Source organism: Herbaspirillum sp. NPDC101396 (assembly GCF_044767365.1).
Classification (GTDB): Bacteria; Pseudomonadota; Gammaproteobacteria; order Burkholderiales; family Burkholderiaceae_D; genus Herbaspirillum.
This window is the reverse complement of the sequence record NZ_JBIWNT010000002.1, coordinates 398,091-416,451: the sequence shown is the minus strand read 5'-3', so window position 1 is coordinate 416,451 and position 18,361 is coordinate 398,091. Positions and strand designations below refer to the sequence as shown.

The following is an 18,361-nucleotide window of genomic DNA, read 5'->3' as shown; positions in this document are numbered from 1 at the left end:
GCCCGTAAAAAAGCCGCACCGAAGTGCGGCTTTTTGTTGCCGGAGCGGCTAGTCGTTACAGCCAGTAGACCACGACGTACAGACCCAGCCAGACCACGTCCACAAAGTGCCAGTACCAGGCGGCGCCTTCGAAGGCGAAGTGGTGTTCCGGCGTGAAGTGGCCGCGCAGCACGCGGTACAGCACCACCGACAGCATGATCGCGCCCATGGTTACGTGGAAGCCGTGGAAGCCGGTCAGCATGAAGAAGGTCGAACCGTAGATGCCGGAGGTGAGCTTGAGGTTCAGCTCGCTGTAGGCGTGCATGTATTCGTAAGCCTGGAAGCCCATGAAGATCGCGCCCAGCAGCACGGTGGCGAACAGCCAGATCGCGGTTTGCGCACGATGGCCGGCGCGCAGCGCATGGTGCGAAATCGTCAGCGTCACGCCCGATGTCAGCAGCAATGCAGTGTTGATGGTCGGGATCGGGAACGGGCCCATGGTCTGGAACGATTCGATCGTGCGGGCCGGGCCGATGTTGCCCCAGTGCGCAGCGAAGTCGGGCCAGATCACCTTGTGATCCAGATCAGCCAGCCACGGCATGGTGATGCTGCGGGCATAGAACAACGCACCGAAGAACGCCGCGAAGAACATCACTTCGGAGAAGATGAACCAGCCCATGCTCCAACGGAACGAGGCATCGATGCGCGCGCTGTACTGACCGGATTCGGACTCGCCGATGGCCTGGCCGAACCATTTGTACAGCACCACCAGCACGGCGACGATGCCGATCAGGTTGAGCGGCATGCCCCAGGCATAACTGTTGACCCATGCCGATGCGCCGGCCATGGTGACCAGCATTGCAATACCCGCCAGCACCGGCCACTGCGAGGGACCAGGTACAAAATAGTACGGCGCTTTAGCGTGTTGAGAACTCATCTCCATCTCCCAATACAAAATTCGGATCTTTTATAAATGACTGCTTCTGACCTGCACTGCCACATCCGTTGTGTCTTGCTGCCGGACTGCGGCTGCCTCACGAAGAAACCGCCGAGCCCACTACCATTTTCACGATCAATACCAATACCGTCACAAAAATCGCCGCGCCGATGACGCCGGCGATGATGACGTGCAGCGGATTCAACTTGGCTGCGTCACTTTCGTAATCGCTGCGCTTGCGCACACCGAAGAACGACCAGAACACCGCCTTCATCGTCGCTGCAAATGACGCCTTGCGCTGTGATGCATCCTTCAAGTCGCTCATGTGCCGCTTCCTTACTGTTGCCGACGACCTCCGCTTACTTTCTTCAGCTGGCCTTCTTGGCCTGCCCGCCGATCTCGAAGAACGTATAAGACAGCGTGATCGTCGTTACATCCTTGGGCAGCGCCGGATCGATGTAGAACACCACCGGCATTTGCTTGGCCTGGTTCGGACCCAGCGTCTGCTGCGTGAAACAGAAACATTCCACCTTCTTGAAGAAGGCTGCCGACTGTTGCGGCGCGTAACTCGGGATGGCCTGGGCGTCGACGCTGCGCGCCTGGGTATTGACCACCTCGTACACCACCTGCGTCATTTCGCCCGGATGGACCTTCATGCTGGCCACGGTCGGGCGGAAACGCCACGGTCCCTGCGAATTGCCGTCGAACTCGATCGTCACGGTACGGCTCTTGTCGATCTGGCTGTTGCTCGGCGCTTCGACCGTCACATCCTTGGGCGTCAGGAAATTGACGCCGGTCACTTCGCAAATCTTTTTATACACCGGGATCAGCGCATAGCCGAAACCGAACATCAGCACTGCAATTACCAGCAGCTTGCCGAGCATCTTGCGGTTCAGGCTGCTTTCCGGCGACGCGTCGTTCTTGTCGGCGTCACTCATCAGCGGAACCAGATGCGATTGATGAAGATGCCGGCAAAGAACACAAATGCCACCAGCGCCAGCAACAAACCCGTGCGCAGATTATTCGGCTTTTTACGATCTGTCATACGAAGTGGGCGGAACCAGCCCGCCGCTCCTTTTTTACTTAACTGTCGGTGGCGTTTCGAATGTGTGGAACGGCGCCGGGCTCGGCACAGTCCACTCCAGACCTTCGGCGCCTTCCCATGGCTTGTCTGCTGCCTTGACGCCGCCCTTGATCGACGGGATCACCACGAAGAACAGGAAGTACACCTGCGACAGACCAAAACCGAACGCGCCGATGGTCGCGAGCATGTTGAAGTCGGTGAACTGCGCCGGATAGTCGGCGTAGCGACGCGGCATGCCGGCCAGACCCAGGAAGTGCATCGGGAAGAAGGTCACGTTGAACCAGACCAGCGAGTTCCAGAAGTGGATCTTGCCGCGGGTTTCGTTGTACATGAAGCCTGTCCACTTCGGACCCCAGTAGTAGAAACCGGCGAACAGCGCGAATAGCGAACCGGCCACCAGCACGTAGTGGAAGTGCGCCACCACGTAATAGGTATCCTGCATCTGGATGTCGATCGGGGTCACGGCCAGGATCAGGCCGGTGAAGCCGCCCATGGTGAACACGAAGATGAAACCGACCGAGAACAGCATCGGTGTTTCAAACGTCATCGAACCGCGCCACATGGTGGCGATCCAATTGAAGATCTTCACACCGGTCGGCACGGCGATCAGCATCGTGGCGTACATGAAGAACAGCTGTGCAGTCACCGGCATGCCGGTGGTGAACATGTGGTGGGCCCAGACGATGAACGACAGGATCGCGATCGAAGCAGTCGCATAGACCATCGATGCATAGCCGAACAGTTGCTTGCGGGCGAAGGCCGGGATGATCTGCGACACGATGCCGAACGCCGGCAGAATCATGATGTAGACCTCAGGGTGGCCGAAGAACCAGAAGATGTGTTGATACATCACCGGATCGCCGCCGCCGGCAGCATTGAAGAACGAAGTACCGAAGTGGCGGTCAGTCAGCGTCATGGTGATCGCGCCTGCCAGCACCGGCATCACGGCGATCAGCAGGTAGGCGGTGATCAGCCAGGTCCAGCAGAACATCGGCATCTTCATCAGCGTCATGCCGGGAGCGCGCATGTTGAGGATGGTGACGATGATGTTGATCGAGCCCATGATCGACGACGCGCCCATGATGTGCATCGCAAAAATACCCATGTCCATGCCCGGGCCCATTTGCGTCGACAGCGGCGCATACAGGGTCCAGCCGGCGGCAGTCGCACCGCCCGGCACCAGGAAGGAACCGGCCAGCAGCAGCGCCGCAGGCGGCAGCAGCCAGAAAGAGAAGTTGTTCATGCGGGCGAACGCCATGTCAGAGGCGCCGATCTGCAGAGGGATCATCCAGTTGGCGAAGCCGACGAAGGCCGGCATGATCGCGCCGAACACCATCACCAGGCCGTGCATCGTGGTCAGCTGGTTGAAGAATTCAGGACGGAAGAATTGCAGGCCGGGCTGGAACAGTTCGGCGCGGATCAGCAACGCCAGCACGCCGCCGGACAGCAGCATGGTGAACGAGAACCACAGGTACAGCGTACCGATGTCCTTGTGGTTGGTTGCAAAGATCCAGCGGCGCCAGCCGTGCGGATGATCGTGATGTCCGTGATCATCATGGCCGTGTGCGTGGTCATGCGAATGATCGTGGCCGTGATCGACTACTGTTGTGCTCATTTCAGTCTCCCAATTCGATACATGCGCACCTTCCCGGCGCGCAGGTTCTCACTTAGTTCAATTACTTGCGCGCAGCCAGGACCTCGGCCGGTTGGACGATGTTTTCTTGTGCTTTGTTGGACCAGCTGTTGCGTGTATAGGTGATCACGGCGGCGATCTCGGTGTCGTTCAGGACCGATTTCCATGCCGGCATGGCGTTCTTGCCGTTCAGCACGACCGCGATCTGCGCAGCGCGCGGACCGTTCACAACCGGGTCTCCGTCCAGTGCAGGGAATGCACCCGGCACGCCCTTGCCGTTGGCCTGGTGGCAGACCACGCAATTGGAGGTGTAGACTTTTTCGCCGCGTTGCTTGAGTTCGTCAATGGTCCAGACCTTGGTCGGATCGTCGGCCTTGGCGGCCATTTCCTTCTTCTTGCCGTCGACCCAGGTCTTGTAGTCGGCGTCGCTGACGACGTTGACCACGATAGGCATGAAGGCGTGGTCCTTGCCGCACAGCTCAACGCATTGGCCGCGGTAAGTGCCGATCTTTTCAGCCTTGAACCAGGTGTCGCGCACGAAACCGGGGATCGCATCCTGCTTCACGCCGAACGCCGGGATGGTCCACGAGTGGATCACGTCGTTGGCGGTGGTGATAATGCGAACTTTCTTGTTGACCGGCACGACGACAGGGTTGTCGACTTCGAGCAGGTAATTGTCGTTTTTCTTCAGCGAAGGATCGGTGATCTGTTCACGCGGGGTGGCCAGGTTGGCGAGGAACGAAATGCCTTCGCCTTCGCCCTTGAGGTAGTCGTAGCCCCACTTCCATTGCATGCCGGTGGCCTTGATGGTCAGGTCGGCGTTGGAGGTGTCTTTCATCGCGACCACGGTCTTGGTGGCGGGCAGCGCCATGCCGATCACGATCAGGAACGGAATCACGGTCCAGGCGATTTCAACGGTGGTGCTTTCGTGGAAACTGGCCGACTTGTGGCCGAGGGACTTGCGGTGCTTGAGGATGGAGTAAAACATGACGCCGAACACGGCGACGAAAATCACCAGACAGATGATCAGCATCAGATGATGCAGATCGTAGATCTGTTCGGCGATCTGCGTGACCGGCGGCTGGAAATTGGTCTGCAACACGGCCGGACCACCCTGGCTGTCGACGACTTTATCACCCCATGCCCATGACGGCACGGAAGCCGCCAGGAGCGATGCACCAAGTAGCAAAGAGTGAAGGCGCTTCGCAATTATCATGATTTCCTCAAAAGCCCAAAATAATTATAAGAATTGTGCCGACTACCTGACGTTACTGCTTGCTGATAACTCGCGTTCCAGCTCCAGTGCGAATTCGCGTCTCTTCCATTCCGTCAGGTACCGACCTACATCGACTCGTATTCCAGAGGACTCAAGCCTCACCAGTTTCCCAGCTGAGTGAAACCCTGCCGGACCAAGGCGTACGTGCTGCAGATCGAGCCTGTAATGACTCGTTTTTCCTGCCTGTACGAATTCGACCAGCAAACAATCTTCGACCAGCGCGATATATTCGCGATCAGTCGCATGACGTGCATAAATCAGAAAAGCAAAACCGACTGCGGACAACTCAAGTACAGAAAAAACCAATATGTACCAGGCTCCACGCAAAGTGAAAACGAACGCTACTGCCAGCGAAACCGCGCATAGGATCGCGAAAACCTGCCCCAATTGGCGCGGCGCAATCGAACAGTTGCGCTTCAACAGCCACTCCCGCTTTACCATCGGACATTCTCCAGGCCGTTGGGCCGAGCACGTCCGCACAAGCTAAAACCCTCGGAGTATAAGGGGTAACCATAAATGTTATCAAGCGGAATAAAGTCGCTTTTTCGCTCTTGACACAATGCCTTTTCAGGCCCTGAAACAACCACTTCCGCGTCTGGAAAACCGCCTTTGGCGCGCATTGCGACAACTCGGCGGTTCGGCTTCGCGGCATTCATCGGCGGCTCCTTGGGCGACGGTCCTGCTACTTTCTGGGCAAATCGAAGCGGATGATGGCCTCGCCACCGGCTGTGGTCTTGGGTACAGGCCGGAAGGCGTGGCCGTAAATCACCTCAAAACTCAGCGGTATCTTGCCGTCGGCACCGCGCTGCCGGTCCAGTGCCTGCAACAGGTGGGCGTGGGCCTTGCGACCGAGCAGGCCGCGCCGCCGGCTTTCCAGCGGATTGCCGCCCCAGGCGCGCAGGTCGGCCAGCAGGCGCTGCGGCGTGTCATACGTAACTGTGATGGCTTCCATGTCCATGACCGGCGTCGAAAAGCCGGCATTGACCAGCATGTCGCCGAAATCGTGCATGTCGACGAAGGGCAAGCTGTGCGGATCGGCGTCGACTGCCTCGAAGGCCGTGCGCAGCTCCTTGAAGGTATCCGGCCCGAAGCACGAAAACATCAGCAAACCCTCGACCCGCAAGACCCGGCGCCACTCGGCGAAGACCCGGTCCGGCTGCGGATGCCAGTGCAGCGCCAGATTGGACCAGACCATGTCGAGCGCATTGGGCGCAAACGGCAGCTGCGCAAAATCGGCGCAGGCCAGGCTGGCGCCGCCGCCGGCATTGGCCGCAGGCAGCCATTTGTTGAGCAGGCGGTTGACGGCGGACTGTGCGGCGATCTGGTGCTCACGGGCCAGCGCCACCATGTTGAAGGCGCCGTCAAGACCGACGATCTGGGCGTCCGTGAAACGCTTTTGCAGCGCGGCGATGTCGGCGCCCTCGCCACAACCCGCGTCCAGCACGCGTTGCGGGTCGATCTTGACAAGCAGCAGGCGCTCCAGCATGCGCGCCGACACCTCGCGGCGCAGGAAATCGGATTCCGCCACGCGCGCCGGCGCCGAGAACAGGCGGCGCACCAGGGGCAAATCGATGGGCGCGCTCAATTTGGCGCTGGCGTTAGGCGGTGGCAAAGACATGAAAAATTCGGGCGGACAAGATGAGATAATCGGCGCTAGTTTAGTCCAATTCCTCTTTTCGGGTGCGCCGCCGCTGCGACGCGGCCGAAAATCCGGACCGACTTCTCGTACCTACGCGCACCTGCGCACCCACTCACCTACGCATCCATCATCCATGCTCTCGCGCCTGCTGACGATTTCCCGCCGCTTGCTCCCCTTCGGGCGCCTGCTGCCGTCATCTTGCGTGCTGTGCGGACAGACCGACAGTGACGCGTTGTGCCAGTCATGCCGGACGCGCTATTTTTCGATCCGGCCGCGGCGCTGCGTGCAGTGCGCGATCCCTATCCCAACCACCGCCAGGGAGATCCGCTGCGGCGACTGCCTCAGGCACAAGCCCGCCTTCGACGCCACCGTAGTCGCCGGCGATTATGCCGCGCCAGCCGACCAGCTGGTGCTGGCGCTGAAGTTCGGCGCGACCTTGCCACTGGCGCCGCTGCTGGCCGACATGCTGCGCGAAGCGCTTGGTCATCACGCCGAACGCGGCCTGCCGCTGCCGACCTTGATGGCAGCAGTACCGCTGGGCCCGGCACGCCTGCAGGAGCGCGGCTTCAACCAGTCGCTGGAGATCGCCAGGCCGCTGGCGCGCGCATTGGAAATCCGCCTGGAGCCGCGATTGCTGGTGCGCCTGCGCGATACCCAGGCGCAGGCGACGCTGCCCAACGACGAGCGCAAACGCAATATGCGGCGCGCCTTCGTGGTACCCACCAGCGCCATGAACCACGTGCGCGGCGCGCACATCGGCGTGGTCGATGACGTCATCACCACCGGCGAAACGCTCAATGAAATTGCCGAAACGCTCAAGCGCTTCGGTGCGCGACGCGTGACCAACATCGTGTTCGCCCGCACCGTGGCGAAGTAGTCACATCATCATCAAGGAGAGTCATTTGTTCCACGTCGTCCTGGTCGAGCCGGAAATCCCGCCCAACACCGGCAACATCATCCGTCTGTGCGCCAATACCGGTGCGCAATTGCATCTGATCGAACCACTCGGATTTCCGCTTGACGACGCCAAGATGCGGCGCGCCGGGCTGGATTACCACGACTATGCCAGCATGCAGGTGCATCCGGACTGGGATGCCTTCATCGCCAAGCGCCGTGCTGATCCGCAGTTCGATGAAGGGCGCATGTTCGCGCTGACCACGCACGGCTCGACGCCGTTTGCGAGCGTGGCATTCCGCCCCGGCGACGTGTTCGTGTTCGGCGCCGAAACCCGCGGCCTGGCGCCGGAACTGCGCGAATCCTTCCCGACCACGCAACGCATCCGCCTGCCGATGCGGCCCGACAACCGCAGCCTCAACCTGTCCAACACGGTGGCCGTGGTGGTCTATGAAGCATGGCGGCAGAATGGCTTTGCCGGCGGCGCATAGAATGTGACGCCAAATAAAAAAGGCCGCGATTGCGGCCTTTTTTATTGTGCAGAGACCAACCTCAGCCGAGCAGCAATGCGTCGTCGGACAAGACTTCGCCGCGCGTACGCTCGAACATCTTCAGCAAGTCAGGCACGTCGAGACCGGCGCGCTCTTCACCTGAAACGTCCAGCACCACCTGCCCCTGATGCAGCATCACGGTGCGGTCGCCGTAATCGAGCGCCTGGCGCATGCTGTGGGTCACCATCATGGTGGTCAGCTTGCTTTCGGCAACGATCTTGGCGGTCAGCTGCAGCACAAACGCGGCAGTCTTCGGATCCAGCGCGGCGGTGTGCTCATCCAGCAGCAGGATGCGCGACGGTTGCAGCGACGCCATCAGCAGGCTGACGGCCTGGCGCTGGCCGCCGGACAAGAGGCCGATGCGGTCGGTCAGGCGCTTTTCCAGACCCAGGTTCAGAATCGACAGCTTCTCGCGGAAGAGTTCGCGCATGTTGCGCTTGATCGCGAAACCAAAGCCGCGACGCTTGCCGCGCGCCATCGCCAGCGCCATGTTTTCTTCGATGGTCAGCGCTTCGCAGGTGCCGGCCATCGGATCCTGGAACACGCGCGCCACCATGCCGGCGCGATCCCAGGCTTGTTTCTTCGTGACGTCGACGCCGTCGATTTCAATGCTGCCGGAGTCCACCAGCAGGTCACCCGAAATCGCATTGAGGAAGGTCGACTTGCCGGCGCCGTTGGAGCCGATCACGGCAACGAACTGGCCGGTCGGGATTTCCAGGTTGAGGCCGCGCAGGGCTGGGTTTTCAATCGGGGTGCCCGGATTGAAGGTGATCTTGAGTTCTTTGGCCTTCAACATGTCAGGCTCCCTTGCGCAGCAGTTTCAGCTTGCGCTTGCCCATCGGCAGCACCAGCGCCAGCATGACCAGCACGGCGGTGACCAGGTTCAGATCTTGCGCCTGCAGGCCGATGAAATCGCTGTTCAACGCCAGCGCGATGAAGAAGCGGTACAGGATCGCGCCGAGGATCACGGCCAGCGTGGTCAGCACAAGGCGTCGCGCCGGCAGGATGTTTTCACCGATGATGACGGCCGCCAGGCCGATCACGATGGTGCCGATACCCATGGAGATATCAGCGCCGCCCTGGGTCTGCGCAAACAGCGCACCGCCCAATGCGACCAGCGCGTTGGCCAGCGCCATGCCGGCCAACGTGGCGCGGCCGGTGGCGATGCCCTGGGCGCGCGCCATGCGGGCGTTGGCGCCGGTGGCGCGCATGGCCAGGCCGATTTCGGAAGAGAAAAACCAGTCCAGCAGCAGCTTGGCGACAATCACCACGACCAGCAGCACCAGCGGACGCTCGACGTAGTCGGGCATCCAGTCCGGCAGCAGGATGCTGAAAATGGTCGGTTCGTTGATCAGCGGCACGTTCGGCTTGCCCATCACGCGCAGGTTGATGGAATACAGCGCAATCATCATCAGGATACTGGCCAGCAGATCCATGATCTTCAGGCGCACGTTCAGCCACGCGGTGGTGAAACCGGCCAGCGCGCCGGCCAGGATGGCCACGCCGGTGGCCAGGAACGGGTTGTAGCCGGCGGCGATCATGGTGGCCGCAACGGCGCCGCCGAGCGGAAAACTGCCGTCGACGGTCAGATCAGGGAAGGTGAGGATGCGGAAAGAAATCAGCACCCCGAGGGCGACCAGGCTGAAAATCAGGCCGATTTCCAGTGCGCCCAACAACGTATACAGCGACATAAAAAGGTCTTTCTAAAAAAACACATTCGGCATCGGCTGCTGGCCGATGCCGAATGTCCTCTGAAAATCACGGCATGCGCCGTCGGTAACGCCGCATGCCGTGCTTCAAGATTACTGCGCCGAGCGGATTGCTCCGATCAGTTGATGACCTTGGTTGCCGACTTGAGGAACTCGGGCGACAGCGTCACGCCTTGTTTCTGTGCGGCGGAGGTGTTGATGTACAGCTCCAGGTTCTTGCTGGTCGACGATGGAATGTCGCCCGGCTTTTCACCCTTGAGGATGCGCGCCACGATTTTACCGGTCTGGCGGCCCAGGTCGTAGAAATTCACGCCCAGTGCCGCCACGGCGCCGCGCTTGACGCTACCGGTGTCGGAAGCCAGCAGCGGGATCTTGGCATCGTTGCAGACCTTGGCCAGCGACTCGAAGGTCGATACGACCACGTTGTCGGTGGTGGTGTACATCAGGTCGATCTTGCCGATCAGGCTCTTGGCGGCCGGCGCGACGTCAACCGAGCGCGGCGCGGCGGCTTCCACCAGCGTCATGCCCTGCTTTTCCAGCACGGCCTTGATGGCGTTCAAGGCCGACACCGAATTGGATTCGCCCGGATTGTAGACGATACCGATGCGCTTGGCGGTCGGCAGGACCTTCTTGATGATCTCGACTTGCTTGACCGGGTCGAGCATGTGCGACAGGCCAGTCACGTTGGTGCCGGACGGGCCCCAGTCCTTGACCAGTTGCGCGGCGATCGGGTCGGCGATGCCGGAGTACACGATAGGGATGGTCTTGGTCGACGCCACCAGCGGCTGCGCCGACGGGGTGCCGATGGCGACGATCACGTCAGGGTTGTCGCCGACGAATTTCTTGGCGATCTGACCGGCTGTGCCGGCATTGCCCTGGGCGCTCTGGAATTCGAATTTGAAACCCTTGCCGGCCTCGTAACCTTCAGCCTTGAGTTCGTCGCGGGTGCCGTCGCGTACGGCGTCCAGCGCCGGATGCTCAACGATCGACGTGACCATGACACTCTTGTCCGCGGCCATGGCCGGCGCGGCGCAAACGGCCGCCAGCGCGAGTGCGCCGGTGACGGCGCGCAAAGTTTTACTCAGTGTGAACATACCCTCTCCTCTGTGATGCTGTGTATGAAAAAGCGCCTCTAGGGGGGAGGCGCAAAAAGCGCCTCTAGGCGGGCGCTTGCTTTTTCGTTGATGACTGATTATTTGATGACTGTCTTGGCCGACTTGATCAGGTCAGCCGACAAGGTCACGCCTTGTTTTTGCGCAGCGGTCGTATTGACGAACAATTCCAGCTTGCTGCTGGTGGCCGAGGCGATGTCGCCCGGCTTTTCGCCCTTCAGGATGCGTGCGACAACTTTGCCGGTCTGACGGCCCAGGTCATAGTAGTTCACGCCCAGCGCAGCAATCGCACCGCGCTTGACGCTGTCGGTATCGGAGGCCACCAGCGGAATCTTGGCGTCGTTGCCGACCTTGACCAGCGCTTCATAGGCGGACACGACGTTGTTGTCGGTGTTGGTGTAGATCACATCGACCTTGCCGATCAGGCTCTTGGCGGCGGAACCGACGTCGACCGTACGTGGCGCAGCGGCTTCAACCAGCGTGATGCCGGACTTGCCGAGCAATTCCTTCATCGCCTTGACGACCACGGCGGAATTGGCTTCGCCGGGGTTGTAGACCATGCCGACGCGCTTGACGTTGGGCACGACGCGCTTGATCAGGTCGACTTGCTTTTCCAGTTCCAGCAGGTCGGACACCCCGGTGACGTTGGTGCCGGAAGGCTTCCAGTCCTTGACCAGTTGCGCAGCGACCGGATCCGTCACGCCGGAATAGACGACCGGAATGGTCTTGGTGGCGCTGACCAAGGCCTGGGCCGATGGTGTGGCGATGGCGACAATGGCGTCAGGCTTGTCGCCGACGAATTTGCGGGCGATCTGCGCAGCGGTGCCGGTGTTGCCCTGGGCGCTTTGGTATTCCCACTTGAGATTCTTGCCGGCTTCGAAGCCTTCGTCCTTCAGTTCGTCCTTGACGCCGTCGCGGACGGCATCCAGGGCAGGATGTTCGACGATTGCGGTAACCAGAACTGCCTTGTCCGCAGCCAGGGCCGGCGCGGAACAGACTGCTGCCAATACGAGGGTGCTGACCAAGGTGCGCAACGACAGTTTTTTCATGCTGGACATGAATGTCTCCTCAAAATTATTAGATGAAACCGGCAAAAGACGGTAAGTCTAGCCTAGCGCCTGCCAACAATCAATTTGCGTCGGCGATTTCGATGCTGCGGCAAAATCGCATGAAATCACATAAAAGCGGGCCGATTCGTTCAAAAGACTTCATCCGGTGCGATCTTTGGCACATCCGTTCGTATTTCACCGAAATTCGGCCCGGCGCGGCATTATCCACGGTAAAACGACTTGCTGCAGGCGTGCAAGAAAAACCCGCTTGCTATAATCTGCGCCCTATGCCGAGCCTTCTCCGTCCCGTCGCCACCTGGATCGCCATCGCCTGCCTGGTGATCGGCAGCCTGTTGCCGCTGGCATCGCAGGCGGCGGCCAAATCGTCGTCCGAGATGGCCATGGGGATCTGCTCGACCTCGGCATCGTGGCAAAGCCCTACGGGCGCACCGGGCCAGATGGCGCATGCGCATTGCCTGTACTGCAGCGGGGGCCAGCCGTTTCACCTGGATTTTCCGGACAGCAATGTCGACGCCTTCCACGCCGCCTTGGTCTACATCACGACGCCGGCACCGCAACGGGTATCGCAACTGCAGCGGTTGCGCGAAGACAGCTGGGCGCGCGCGCCACCGGTTTGAGGGATGTACCGCAAGATCGACCTCCCTCTCCCATTTTTCCAAGGATATCCATGTTCCACCGTCATTTATTCTCCCGCCTGGCCCTGATCGCCGGCATCGCGCTGAGCGGTGCCGCTTCCGCCCATGATTACAAAGCCGGCGACCTGCAGGTCGGCCACCCGTGGGCGCGTCCGACCGTCCCGGGCCAGCCGTCCGGCGGCGCTTACCTGAGCATCGAAAACAAGGGCAAGACCGGCGACAAGCTGGTGTCGGTCAGTTCGCCGGTCGCCAAATCCTCCGAAATCCACACCATGTCCATGGACGGCAACGTCATGAAGATGCGCGAAGTCGGCAGCATCGACATCAAGCCATCCGAAAAGATCGCCATGCAGCCCGGCAACGGCTATCACATCATGCTGATCGGCCTGAGCCAGCCGCTCAAGCTGGGCGACAAGATTCCGCTGACGCTGACGTTTGAGAAGGCCGGCAAGCTGGAGGTATCGATTTACGTCGAAGACAAGACCGCCGGCAAGGATGCGAAAGACGCCAAGGGTGGGATGGAACACATGCATCACTGAGGTGTCTCGCCCACTGAAGGTGAGCAGAAAAAAAGCGGCCCGCGGGCCGCTTTTTTCATCTGCGCTCCAGGCGCCGAGGCTGACGGCCTACTTGCGCACCTTGGCCAGCAGCTTGGTCGTCGAACGGTCGTGTTCGAACGCAATCGCCACGGATTTTCCGCCGTAGGCCGCAACTGCCTGCCCTTCCGGAATCGCCGCCATGTCGTAATCGCCGCCCTTGACGTAAATCTGCGGGCGCGCTTCCTGCACCACTTCCAGTGCAGTGTCTTCATCGAAGGGCACCACCAGCGACACCGACTCCAGCGCGGCCAGTACGGCCATGCGGTCTTCGCAGGTGTTGATCGGACGATCATCGCCCTTGCCGAGGCGTTTTACCGAGGCATCGGTATTGGCCGCGACCACCAGCGATGCGCCTTCGGCGCGCGCCTGCGCCAGGTAGGTCACATGGCCGCGATGCAGGATGTCGAACACGCCGTTGGTCAGCACTACCGGCTGCGGCAAGGCGGCGACGCGCGCTTGCAGGTCGGCGCGGCTGCAGATTTTTTTCTCGAAATCACTCATGGACAATTCCAGATAACGTTTGCGTTGCAAGCTTGCATTCGCATGTAAAAAAGCCGCACCTGAGTGCGGCTTTGCCGATTCGGAAGCGACCCGGTCAGGCGGCGGCGGGATGTGCCGGCGGCGCCATGCGCGTGACGACTTCCTTGCGGTAGCGGTTCAGCTCCTGCACGGTCTCGAACGTACGCTCAAACAGCAGCGACATATTGTGCAGGATGCGGTCGACGACCTTCTTTTCCCACTCGCTGTCGAACTTGATCTGCGTGTCTAGCCAGTGCTCCAGCCACTCCGGATCCGGCAAACGGCTTTGCACGGTATCGTTCGGGAACAGCGCCTGATTGACATGCAGGTTGGTCGGATGCAGCGGCTTTTCGGTGCGGCGGGCCGAAGCCATCAGCACGCCGATCTTGGCGAAGGCTGCGCGCGCAGTATCGCCGACTTCGACCAGAGCCTTTTTCATGTAGCGCAGATAAGCGCCGCCGTGGCGCGCTTCGTCCTGGCTGATGATCTTGTAGATTTGCTTGATGACCGGCTCGGTGTGCCAGTCGGAGGCGCAGCGGTACCAGTGGTTCAGACGGATTTCGCCGCAGAAGTGCATCATCAGCGTTTCCAGCGGCGGCGCCGGATCGAACTCAAAGCGCACATTGTGCAATTCTTCTTCGGTCGGCGCGAACTCGGGCTTGAAGCGGCGCAGATATTCCATCAGCACCAGCGAATGTTTTTGCTCTTCGAAGAACCACACCGACATGAATGCGGAGAAGTCGCTGTCGCCGCGGTTGTCGCGCAGAAACATTTCCGTCGCAGGCAGCGCCGACCATTCAGTGATCGCATTCATGCGAATGGTCTGGGCTTGCTCGTCGGAGAGCATGGACGCGTCGAATTTGTCCCAAGGAATATCTTTATCCATGTTCCAGCGGACTTGCTCGAGCGATTTAAACAGTTCTGGGTACAGCATTCTGACCTTGCCTATGATTTAACTTGTTGATTTTACCAAGAATTTTCCCCGTCCCCATACTAAAACGGCTTCATTTCAGAATGATGACAAGCGGCAAAGTCTCGCAAATTATGCGGACAAATGTTGTTGTTTTGCGCCGATCAAGGGGATTTTGGCTTGCGGGAGGCTGGCTTGGGTTTGCCAGATTGTACAACAGTCGATTTAGCGCGTGTTCGCGGTTTGGCCGCAGGTTTGGCTTTTGTTGTTTTTTTCTGAGCCCCGGGAGATGGTGTTTTGACATCTTTTCCGACCGGCGGCTGATCCGCCAGCACGTTGCCGACCGCCTGCTGGAATTGTTCCTGCAGCAAGTTCCACCATGCCGTCGGATTGGCCATCGACGCCTGGAAGTCGGGCGCGGCGGGGTCGGGTTTGTCGCCGGAAGCGGACGGTGCAGCGGCTTGAGGCTGCGGGGCCTCTTCCGGTTCAACTTCAGGCTCCGGTTCCGGCTCAGGTTCCGGCGCACGCGCAGGTGCGGATTCCGCCGCCGGCTTGCCTTGCGGCGGCCATGCCGGGAAGCCGAACGGCGACCCCGTCTTCGCGGCGGCGCCCTCGCCTTCGCGCGTCGACAGGATCGCCCCCATCGCCTGCAGCGTCGTCAGCGTGGCGCTTTGCACTTCCAGCGTCTGTATGGTGGCGCGCAACATGTTCATGTTGAGTTCAAGCCAGGAGGCGACCGTTTTGAGGTCCGAGATCTTCTTGTTGATTTCGTCTACCGAGAGCGACGGAATGCCTATCGCCGGCGCGCCCATGCTGCCCCACATCTTGCGCATGAATTCCATGGTGTCGGAAATCGATCCGGCGCCGGGCATGTTGTTTTGGTTCAGCATTGCAGTCTCCCATCGGTAAAAACGTACACTAAGCTTGCGATGATTGTACGTGGTTTGCAGGCGCGGGCAACGCATTCCTCGCCTTAGGATCGCAAGGCCGCGATACACTTGCGCCATGACAGAAGCAACCGCTTTTCCACCCACCAGGCGCCGGCGCATTGCCGCGCTGATCCTGCTCACCATCGTGCTGCACGTGCTGGCCATCCACTGGGGCAAGAACTATTTCAACGCGGCGACTGCCGATGAGCGCGCCGCCTCCAGCGTGAGCGTGACGCTGCGCCCGCTGGCGTTGCCCACGCAACCGGTGTCTCTGCCGGCCGCTGCTGCACCCAAATCGCCGAAACCTGTTCTCAAAAAACCGCGCCCGCCGGCCTCCCCGGCGCAACCACCATCAGATTCGGTTGCAACCTTCGCCGCCGGCGACAGCCCGCCGACAAGCGATGTTCCGGCGCCGCAGCCCTTACAGACTCACGACGTCGCCGAACCCGCGGCGCCGAAAGAGGACAGCCCGCCCCTCGTCCAGGGCACGCAATATCGCATCGATCTGCCGCCATCGGCCGCACTTGAATACGACGTGGTGGCATTTTCCGACAACCTTACCTGGCGCGGCACCAGCACGCTGGACTGGAAAACCGACCGCAGCCGCTACACGGTCGACGGCGAGGTCTATACGCGCCTGTTTGCCAAGATCGCCTTCCTCAACTTCACCAGCAGCGGCGAGATCGGCGCGTTCGGCGTCGAGCCCGAGCTGTACACCGAGAAGAAACGCAACCGCCCCGCCACCAACACACATTTCAACCGCGAACGCAACGTTGTCAGCTTTTCCGCCTCGACCACCAGTTATCCGCGCGCCGGCGGCGAGCAGGATCGCGCCAGCCTGATCTGGCAACTGGCCGCCATCGGTCGCGGCGACAGCGGAAAATTCGCACCCGGCGCGGTCATCGACATGTTCGTGGCGGGCGTACGCGACGGCGAAGTGTGGCGCATGCAGGTGCTCGGGCAGGAAGAAATCCGCCTCATCACCGGCGCCGCCCAGGTCTGGCATGTAGTGCGCCAGCCGCGCCCGGGCTCTTACGAGCAACGCCTCGACATCTGGCTCGAGCCGGGACGGCAGTGGTATCCGGCGCGGCTGCGTTTTACCGAAACAAACGGCGACTATCTGGAACTGTCGCTGTCCAGCATCAAAACCTCGTGACAAAAACTCTGCAATAAAAACTCTATAAACTAGCGCCATCGAGCGTGGTCGAACAAATCTGCAACGCTCCGAAAAACCGTAGGCATGGACCGTCCCGGCACACGCATCGCCGCCGGGCAGTTGCCGAATTTTCAAGTGATTTCACATGCATAGTCAAACCGACAACATCTCTTCGCACCTGTCGCACCTGTCGCGCCTGCTTGGCGTCCTGCTGCTGAGTGCAGCCACCATTTCACCTCTGGCCCTGGCCGCCGATCCGGCTGAACATCCCGTGCTCAAGCGCAAGGTCAGCCTGCCGCCGTCGGCCGACCTCCACTACAACATCGAAGCCAAGCAAAGCGGCCTGCAAGTCACCGGCGAATCGACGGTCAAGTGGAGCAACGCCAACGGCAAATACAGCGTCAACGCCGAAACGCGCGCCATGCTGGTCGGTAAAATCCTTGAAGCCACCAGCGAAGGCGACATTGACGAGTACGGACTGGCGCCGGCGCGCTTCGTGGAGAAGCGCTTCCGCCGCGAAGCGTCCACCACCACCTTCAATCGCGAAACCCACGCCATCAACTTCACGCAATCGACCGAGACCTATCCGCTCAAGGGCGGTGAACAGGATCGCACCAGCATCATCTGGCAACTGATCTCGGTGGCGCGCGGCGCGCCGGACAAGTTCACCAACGGTTCCGAATGGCTGTTCTTCGTGGCCGGTCCGCGCGACGCCGAACAATGGAGCTTCAAGGTGGTCGGCCGCGAAAAGATCAAGACAAAACAGGGCGAGGTCAACGCCGTGCACATCTTCCGCGCGCCGCCGCCGGACGACAAGAGCCAGAAGCTTGACATCTGGCTGGCGCCGTCATCGGACTGGTATCCGGTGCGCCTGCGTTTTACCGATCCGGACGGCGACTTCATTGAACAGACGCTTGACAACGTCAGCAAGAAATAGAAACAGCGGTAGCAACAACAAGCCTCACGACCCATCAATAAGAAGACAGAAACATGAACATCGCAACAACGCCACGTCCCTCCTTGCCGCACCGCGCGCTGGTCCTGTTCAGCGGCGGCCAGGACTCCACCACCTGCCTCGCGTGGGCGCTTTCGCGCTATGACAAAGTCGAAACCATCGGCTTCGACTACGGCCAGCGTCACGCCATCGAACTGAAAGTGCGCCCCGCGCTGCTGGAAAAAATGCGCGGCTTTTCGGACGAGTGGAACAACAAGCTTGGCGAAGACCATATGATCGATCTGTCCCTGATCAGCAAGATTTCCGACACCGCCTTGACGCGGGACGTCGCCATCTCAATGCAAGAAAACGGCTTGCCCAACACCTTCGTGCCGGGCCGCAATCTGCTGTTCATGACAGTAGCGGCGACGGTGGCCTATCGACGCGGGCTGGATGTTCTGGTGGGCGGCATGTGCGAGACTGATTTCTCGGGTTATCCGGATTGCCGCGACGACACCATGAAGGCCTTGCAGGTCGCGCTCAACCTGGGCATGGCGACGCATCTCAAAGTCGAAACGCCGCTCATGTGGATTGACAAGGCCGCAACGTGGCGCCTGTCCGAAGACCTCGGCGGCAAGGCGCTGGTCGACCTGATCCGCTCGGACACGCACACCTGTTATCTGGGTGAGCGCGGCGCCTTGCACGACTGGGGCTACGGCTGCGGCAAATGCCCGGCCTGTGATCTGCGGGCGCGCGGTTATCAGCAATACGCGCAGACGGCCTGACAATCTGACG

22 protein-coding genes are annotated in these 18,361 nt (G+C 60.6%); 7 read left to right on the top strand and 15 right to left on the bottom strand.

Annotation, left to right across the window (positions count from 1 at the left end):
- Window positions 1-55: 55 nt before the first annotated feature.
- The 8 genes from ACIROY_RS06900 to ACIROY_RS06865 form a co-directional block, all read right to left on the bottom strand.
- The gene (locus ACIROY_RS06900) at window positions 56-916 is read right to left on the bottom strand and encodes a cytochrome c oxidase subunit 3 (RefSeq protein WP_402277095.1); all 861 of its coding nucleotides are present in this window, start codon (window positions 914-916) and stop codon (window positions 56-58) included.
- Between the two features lie 97 nt (window positions 917-1,013).
- Window positions 1,014-1,241, bottom strand: coding sequence for a DUF2970 domain-containing protein (locus tag ACIROY_RS06895; RefSeq protein ID WP_016834731.1), 228 nt, complete (start codon window positions 1,239-1,241; stop codon window positions 1,014-1,016).
- A gap of 43 nt (window positions 1,242-1,284) precedes the next feature.
- Window positions 1,285-1,854 carry a cytochrome c oxidase assembly protein gene (locus tag ACIROY_RS06890; RefSeq protein ID WP_402277096.1) on the bottom strand — a complete coding sequence of 190 codons (570 nt, stop codon included), beginning with the start codon at window positions 1,852-1,854 and terminating at the stop codon, window positions 1,285-1,287.
- A complete protein-coding gene (locus ACIROY_RS06885) occupies window positions 1,854-1,961 on the bottom strand; it encodes a cytochrome oxidase small assembly protein (RefSeq protein ID WP_016834733.1) in 108 nt (35 codons plus the stop codon). Before ACIROY_RS06885 ends, ACIROY_RS06890 begins: the two co-directional genes overlap by 1 nt.
- 34 nt (window positions 1,962-1,995) lie before the next feature.
- Window positions 1,996-3,615 carry a cytochrome c oxidase subunit I gene (gene ctaD / locus ACIROY_RS06880; protein WP_402277098.1) on the bottom strand — a complete coding sequence of 540 codons (1,620 nt, stop codon included), beginning with the start codon at window positions 3,613-3,615 and terminating at the stop codon, window positions 1,996-1,998.
- Window positions 3,616-3,676: 61 nt separating this feature from the next.
- A complete protein-coding gene (coxB, locus tag ACIROY_RS06875) occupies window positions 3,677-4,849 on the bottom strand; it encodes a cytochrome c oxidase subunit II (RefSeq protein WP_402277099.1) in 1,173 nt (390 codons plus the stop codon).
- A gap of 42 nt (window positions 4,850-4,891) precedes the next feature.
- Window positions 4,892-5,350: a DUF2244 domain-containing protein gene (locus ACIROY_RS06870; RefSeq protein ID WP_402340763.1), complete on the bottom strand. Its 459-nt coding sequence runs from the start codon at window positions 5,348-5,350 to the stop codon at window positions 4,892-4,894.
- Window positions 5,351-5,591: 241 nt separating this feature from the next.
- On the bottom strand, window positions 5,592-6,527 hold the full coding sequence (locus ACIROY_RS06865; RefSeq protein ID WP_402277102.1) for a methyltransferase domain-containing protein: 936 nt from the start codon (window positions 6,525-6,527) through the stop codon (window positions 5,592-5,594).
- 154 nt (window positions 6,528-6,681) lie between these two features.
- Between ACIROY_RS06865 and ACIROY_RS06860 the strand changes: the two genes are divergently transcribed.
- Together ACIROY_RS06860 and trmL are read left to right on the top strand one after the other, a co-directional pair.
- Window positions 6,682-7,425 carry a phosphoribosyltransferase family protein gene (locus ACIROY_RS06860; RefSeq protein ID WP_402340761.1) on the top strand — a complete coding sequence of 248 codons (744 nt, stop codon included), beginning with the start codon at window positions 6,682-6,684 and terminating at the stop codon, window positions 7,423-7,425.
- 25 nt (window positions 7,426-7,450) lie between these two features.
- Window positions 7,451-7,933 carry a tRNA (uridine(34)/cytosine(34)/5-carboxymethylaminomethyluridine(34)-2'-O)-methyltransferase TrmL gene (gene trmL / locus ACIROY_RS06855; RefSeq protein WP_402277106.1) on the top strand — a complete coding sequence of 161 codons (483 nt, stop codon included), beginning with the start codon at window positions 7,451-7,453 and terminating at the stop codon, window positions 7,931-7,933.
- A 61-nt stretch (window positions 7,934-7,994) separates the two neighbouring features.
- Here trmL and ACIROY_RS06850 read toward each other — a convergent pair whose 3' ends face one another.
- The 4 genes from ACIROY_RS06850 to ACIROY_RS06835 all read right to left on the bottom strand — a co-directional run bounded on the left by ACIROY_RS06850 (window position 7,995) and on the right by ACIROY_RS06835 (window position 11,872).
- Window positions 7,995-8,789: an ABC transporter ATP-binding protein gene (locus ACIROY_RS06850; RefSeq protein WP_402277108.1), complete on the bottom strand. Its 795-nt coding sequence runs from the start codon at window positions 8,787-8,789 to the stop codon at window positions 7,995-7,997.
- 1 nt (window position 8,790) lies between these two features.
- Window positions 8,791-9,684 (bottom strand): ABC transporter permease, encoded by an 894-nt coding sequence (locus tag ACIROY_RS06845; protein ID WP_265211753.1) that lies wholly within the window; start codon window positions 9,682-9,684, stop codon window positions 8,791-8,793.
- A gap of 137 nt (window positions 9,685-9,821) precedes the next feature.
- Window positions 9,822-10,796 (bottom strand): ABC transporter substrate-binding protein, encoded by a 975-nt coding sequence (locus ACIROY_RS06840; RefSeq protein WP_402277111.1) that lies wholly within the window; start codon window positions 10,794-10,796, stop codon window positions 9,822-9,824.
- Between the two features lie 98 nt (window positions 10,797-10,894).
- Window positions 10,895-11,872, bottom strand: a complete 978-nt coding sequence (locus ACIROY_RS06835) for an ABC transporter substrate-binding protein (protein ID WP_402277113.1) — start codon at window positions 11,870-11,872, stop codon at window positions 10,895-10,897.
- Window positions 11,873-12,150: 278 nt separating this feature from the next.
- Here ACIROY_RS06835 and ACIROY_RS06830 point away from each other — a divergent pair, with 278 nt between their 5' ends.
- Entirely contained in the window at window positions 12,151-12,501 is a 351-nt protein-coding gene (locus tag ACIROY_RS06830; RefSeq protein ID WP_402277115.1) for a DUF2946 family protein, read from the top strand.
- 50 nt (window positions 12,502-12,551) lie between these two features.
- On the top strand, window positions 12,552-13,058 hold the full coding sequence (locus ACIROY_RS06825; protein ID WP_402277117.1) for a copper chaperone PCu(A)C: 507 nt from the start codon (window positions 12,552-12,554) through the stop codon (window positions 13,056-13,058).
- 87 nt (window positions 13,059-13,145) lie between these two features.
- Here ACIROY_RS06825 and rfaE2 read toward each other — a convergent pair whose 3' ends face one another.
- The 3 genes from rfaE2 to ACIROY_RS06810 all read right to left on the bottom strand — a co-directional run bounded on the left by rfaE2 (window position 13,146) and on the right by ACIROY_RS06810 (window position 15,437).
- The gene (rfaE2, locus tag ACIROY_RS06820) at window positions 13,146-13,619 is read right to left on the bottom strand and encodes a D-glycero-beta-D-manno-heptose 1-phosphate adenylyltransferase (protein WP_116434312.1); all 474 of its coding nucleotides are present in this window, start codon (window positions 13,617-13,619) and stop codon (window positions 13,146-13,148) included.
- A gap of 94 nt (window positions 13,620-13,713) precedes the next feature.
- Window positions 13,714-14,571, bottom strand: a complete 858-nt coding sequence (locus ACIROY_RS06815; protein ID WP_402277120.1) for a ferritin-like domain-containing protein — start codon at window positions 14,569-14,571, stop codon at window positions 13,714-13,716.
- Between the two features lie 140 nt (window positions 14,572-14,711).
- On the bottom strand, window positions 14,712-15,437 hold the full coding sequence (locus ACIROY_RS06810) for a PhaM family polyhydroxyalkanoate granule multifunctional regulatory protein (protein WP_402340758.1): 726 nt from the start codon (window positions 15,435-15,437) through the stop codon (window positions 14,712-14,714).
- A 115-nt stretch (window positions 15,438-15,552) separates the two neighbouring features.
- On the opposite strand from ACIROY_RS06810, the gene ACIROY_RS06805 reads away from it, so the two are divergent.
- The 3 genes from ACIROY_RS06805 (at window position 15,553) to queC (ending at window position 18,351) form a co-directional block, all read left to right on the top strand.
- Window positions 15,553-16,632, top strand: coding sequence for a DUF3108 domain-containing protein (locus ACIROY_RS06805; protein WP_402340755.1), 1,080 nt, complete (start codon window positions 15,553-15,555; stop codon window positions 16,630-16,632).
- Between the two features lie 145 nt (window positions 16,633-16,777).
- Entirely contained in the window at window positions 16,778-17,569 is a 792-nt protein-coding gene (locus ACIROY_RS06800; RefSeq protein WP_402340752.1) for a DUF3108 domain-containing protein, read from the top strand.
- A gap of 53 nt (window positions 17,570-17,622) precedes the next feature.
- Window positions 17,623-18,351 carry a 7-cyano-7-deazaguanine synthase QueC gene (queC, locus tag ACIROY_RS06795; protein ID WP_402277127.1) on the top strand — a complete coding sequence of 243 codons (729 nt, stop codon included), beginning with the start codon at window positions 17,623-17,625 and terminating at the stop codon, window positions 18,349-18,351.
- Window positions 18,352-18,361: the final 10 nt, after the last annotated feature.

Coding starts and splice junctions, on each gene's coding strand:
- ACIROY_RS06865 (WP_402277102.1), bottom strand. CDS start 6,527: ATGTCTTTGCCACCGCCTAACGCCAGCGCCAAATTGAGCGCGCCCATC.
- ACIROY_RS06810 (WP_402340758.1), bottom strand. CDS start 15,437: ATGCTGAACCAAAACAACATGCCCGGCGCCGGATCGATTTCCGACACC.
- ACIROY_RS06870 (WP_402340763.1), bottom strand. CDS start 5,350: ATGGTAAAGCGGGAGTGGCTGTTGAAGCGCAACTGTTCGATTGCGCCG.
- ACIROY_RS06845 (WP_265211753.1), bottom strand. CDS start 9,684: ATGTCGCTGTATACGTTGTTGGGCGCACTGGAAATCGGCCTGATTTTC.
- ACIROY_RS06800 (WP_402340752.1), top strand. CDS start 16,778: ATGCATAGTCAAACCGACAACATCTCTTCGCACCTGTCGCACCTGTCG.
- ACIROY_RS06890 (WP_402277096.1), bottom strand. CDS start 1,854: ATGAGTGACGCCGACAAGAACGACGCGTCGCCGGAAAGCAGCCTGAAC.
- ACIROY_RS06840 (WP_402277111.1), bottom strand. CDS start 10,796: ATGTTCACACTGAGTAAAACTTTGCGCGCCGTCACCGGCGCACTCGCG.
- ACIROY_RS06830 (WP_402277115.1), top strand. CDS start 12,151: ATGCCGAGCCTTCTCCGTCCCGTCGCCACCTGGATCGCCATCGCCTGC.
- ACIROY_RS06850 (WP_402277108.1), bottom strand. CDS start 8,789: ATGTTGAAGGCCAAAGAACTCAAGATCACCTTCAATCCGGGCACCCCG.
- ACIROY_RS06860 (WP_402340761.1), top strand. CDS start 6,682: ATGCTCTCGCGCCTGCTGACGATTTCCCGCCGCTTGCTCCCCTTCGGG.
- rfaE2 (WP_116434312.1), bottom strand. CDS start 13,619: ATGAGTGATTTCGAGAAAAAAATCTGCAGCCGCGCCGACCTGCAAGCG.
- ACIROY_RS06825 (WP_402277117.1), top strand. CDS start 12,552: ATGTTCCACCGTCATTTATTCTCCCGCCTGGCCCTGATCGCCGGCATC.
- coxB (WP_402277099.1), bottom strand. CDS start 4,849: ATGATAATTGCGAAGCGCCTTCACTCTTTGCTACTTGGTGCATCGCTC.
- ACIROY_RS06815 (WP_402277120.1), bottom strand. CDS start 14,571: ATGCTGTACCCAGAACTGTTTAAATCGCTCGAGCAAGTCCGCTGGAAC.
- queC (WP_402277127.1), top strand. CDS start 17,623: ATGAACATCGCAACAACGCCACGTCCCTCCTTGCCGCACCGCGCGCTG.
- ACIROY_RS06900 (WP_402277095.1), bottom strand. CDS start 916: ATGAGTTCTCAACACGCTAAAGCGCCGTACTATTTTGTACCTGGTCCC.
- ctaD (WP_402277098.1), bottom strand. CDS start 3,615: ATGAGCACAACAGTAGTCGATCACGGCCACGATCATTCGCATGACCAC.
- ACIROY_RS06885 (WP_016834733.1), bottom strand. CDS start 1,961: ATGACAGATCGTAAAAAGCCGAATAATCTGCGCACGGGTTTGTTGCTG.
- ACIROY_RS06805 (WP_402340755.1), top strand. CDS start 15,553: ATGACAGAAGCAACCGCTTTTCCACCCACCAGGCGCCGGCGCATTGCC.
- ACIROY_RS06895 (WP_016834731.1), bottom strand. CDS start 1,241: ATGAGCGACTTGAAGGATGCATCACAGCGCAAGGCGTCATTTGCAGCG.
- ACIROY_RS06835 (WP_402277113.1), bottom strand. CDS start 11,872: ATGTCCAGCATGAAAAAACTGTCGTTGCGCACCTTGGTCAGCACCCTC.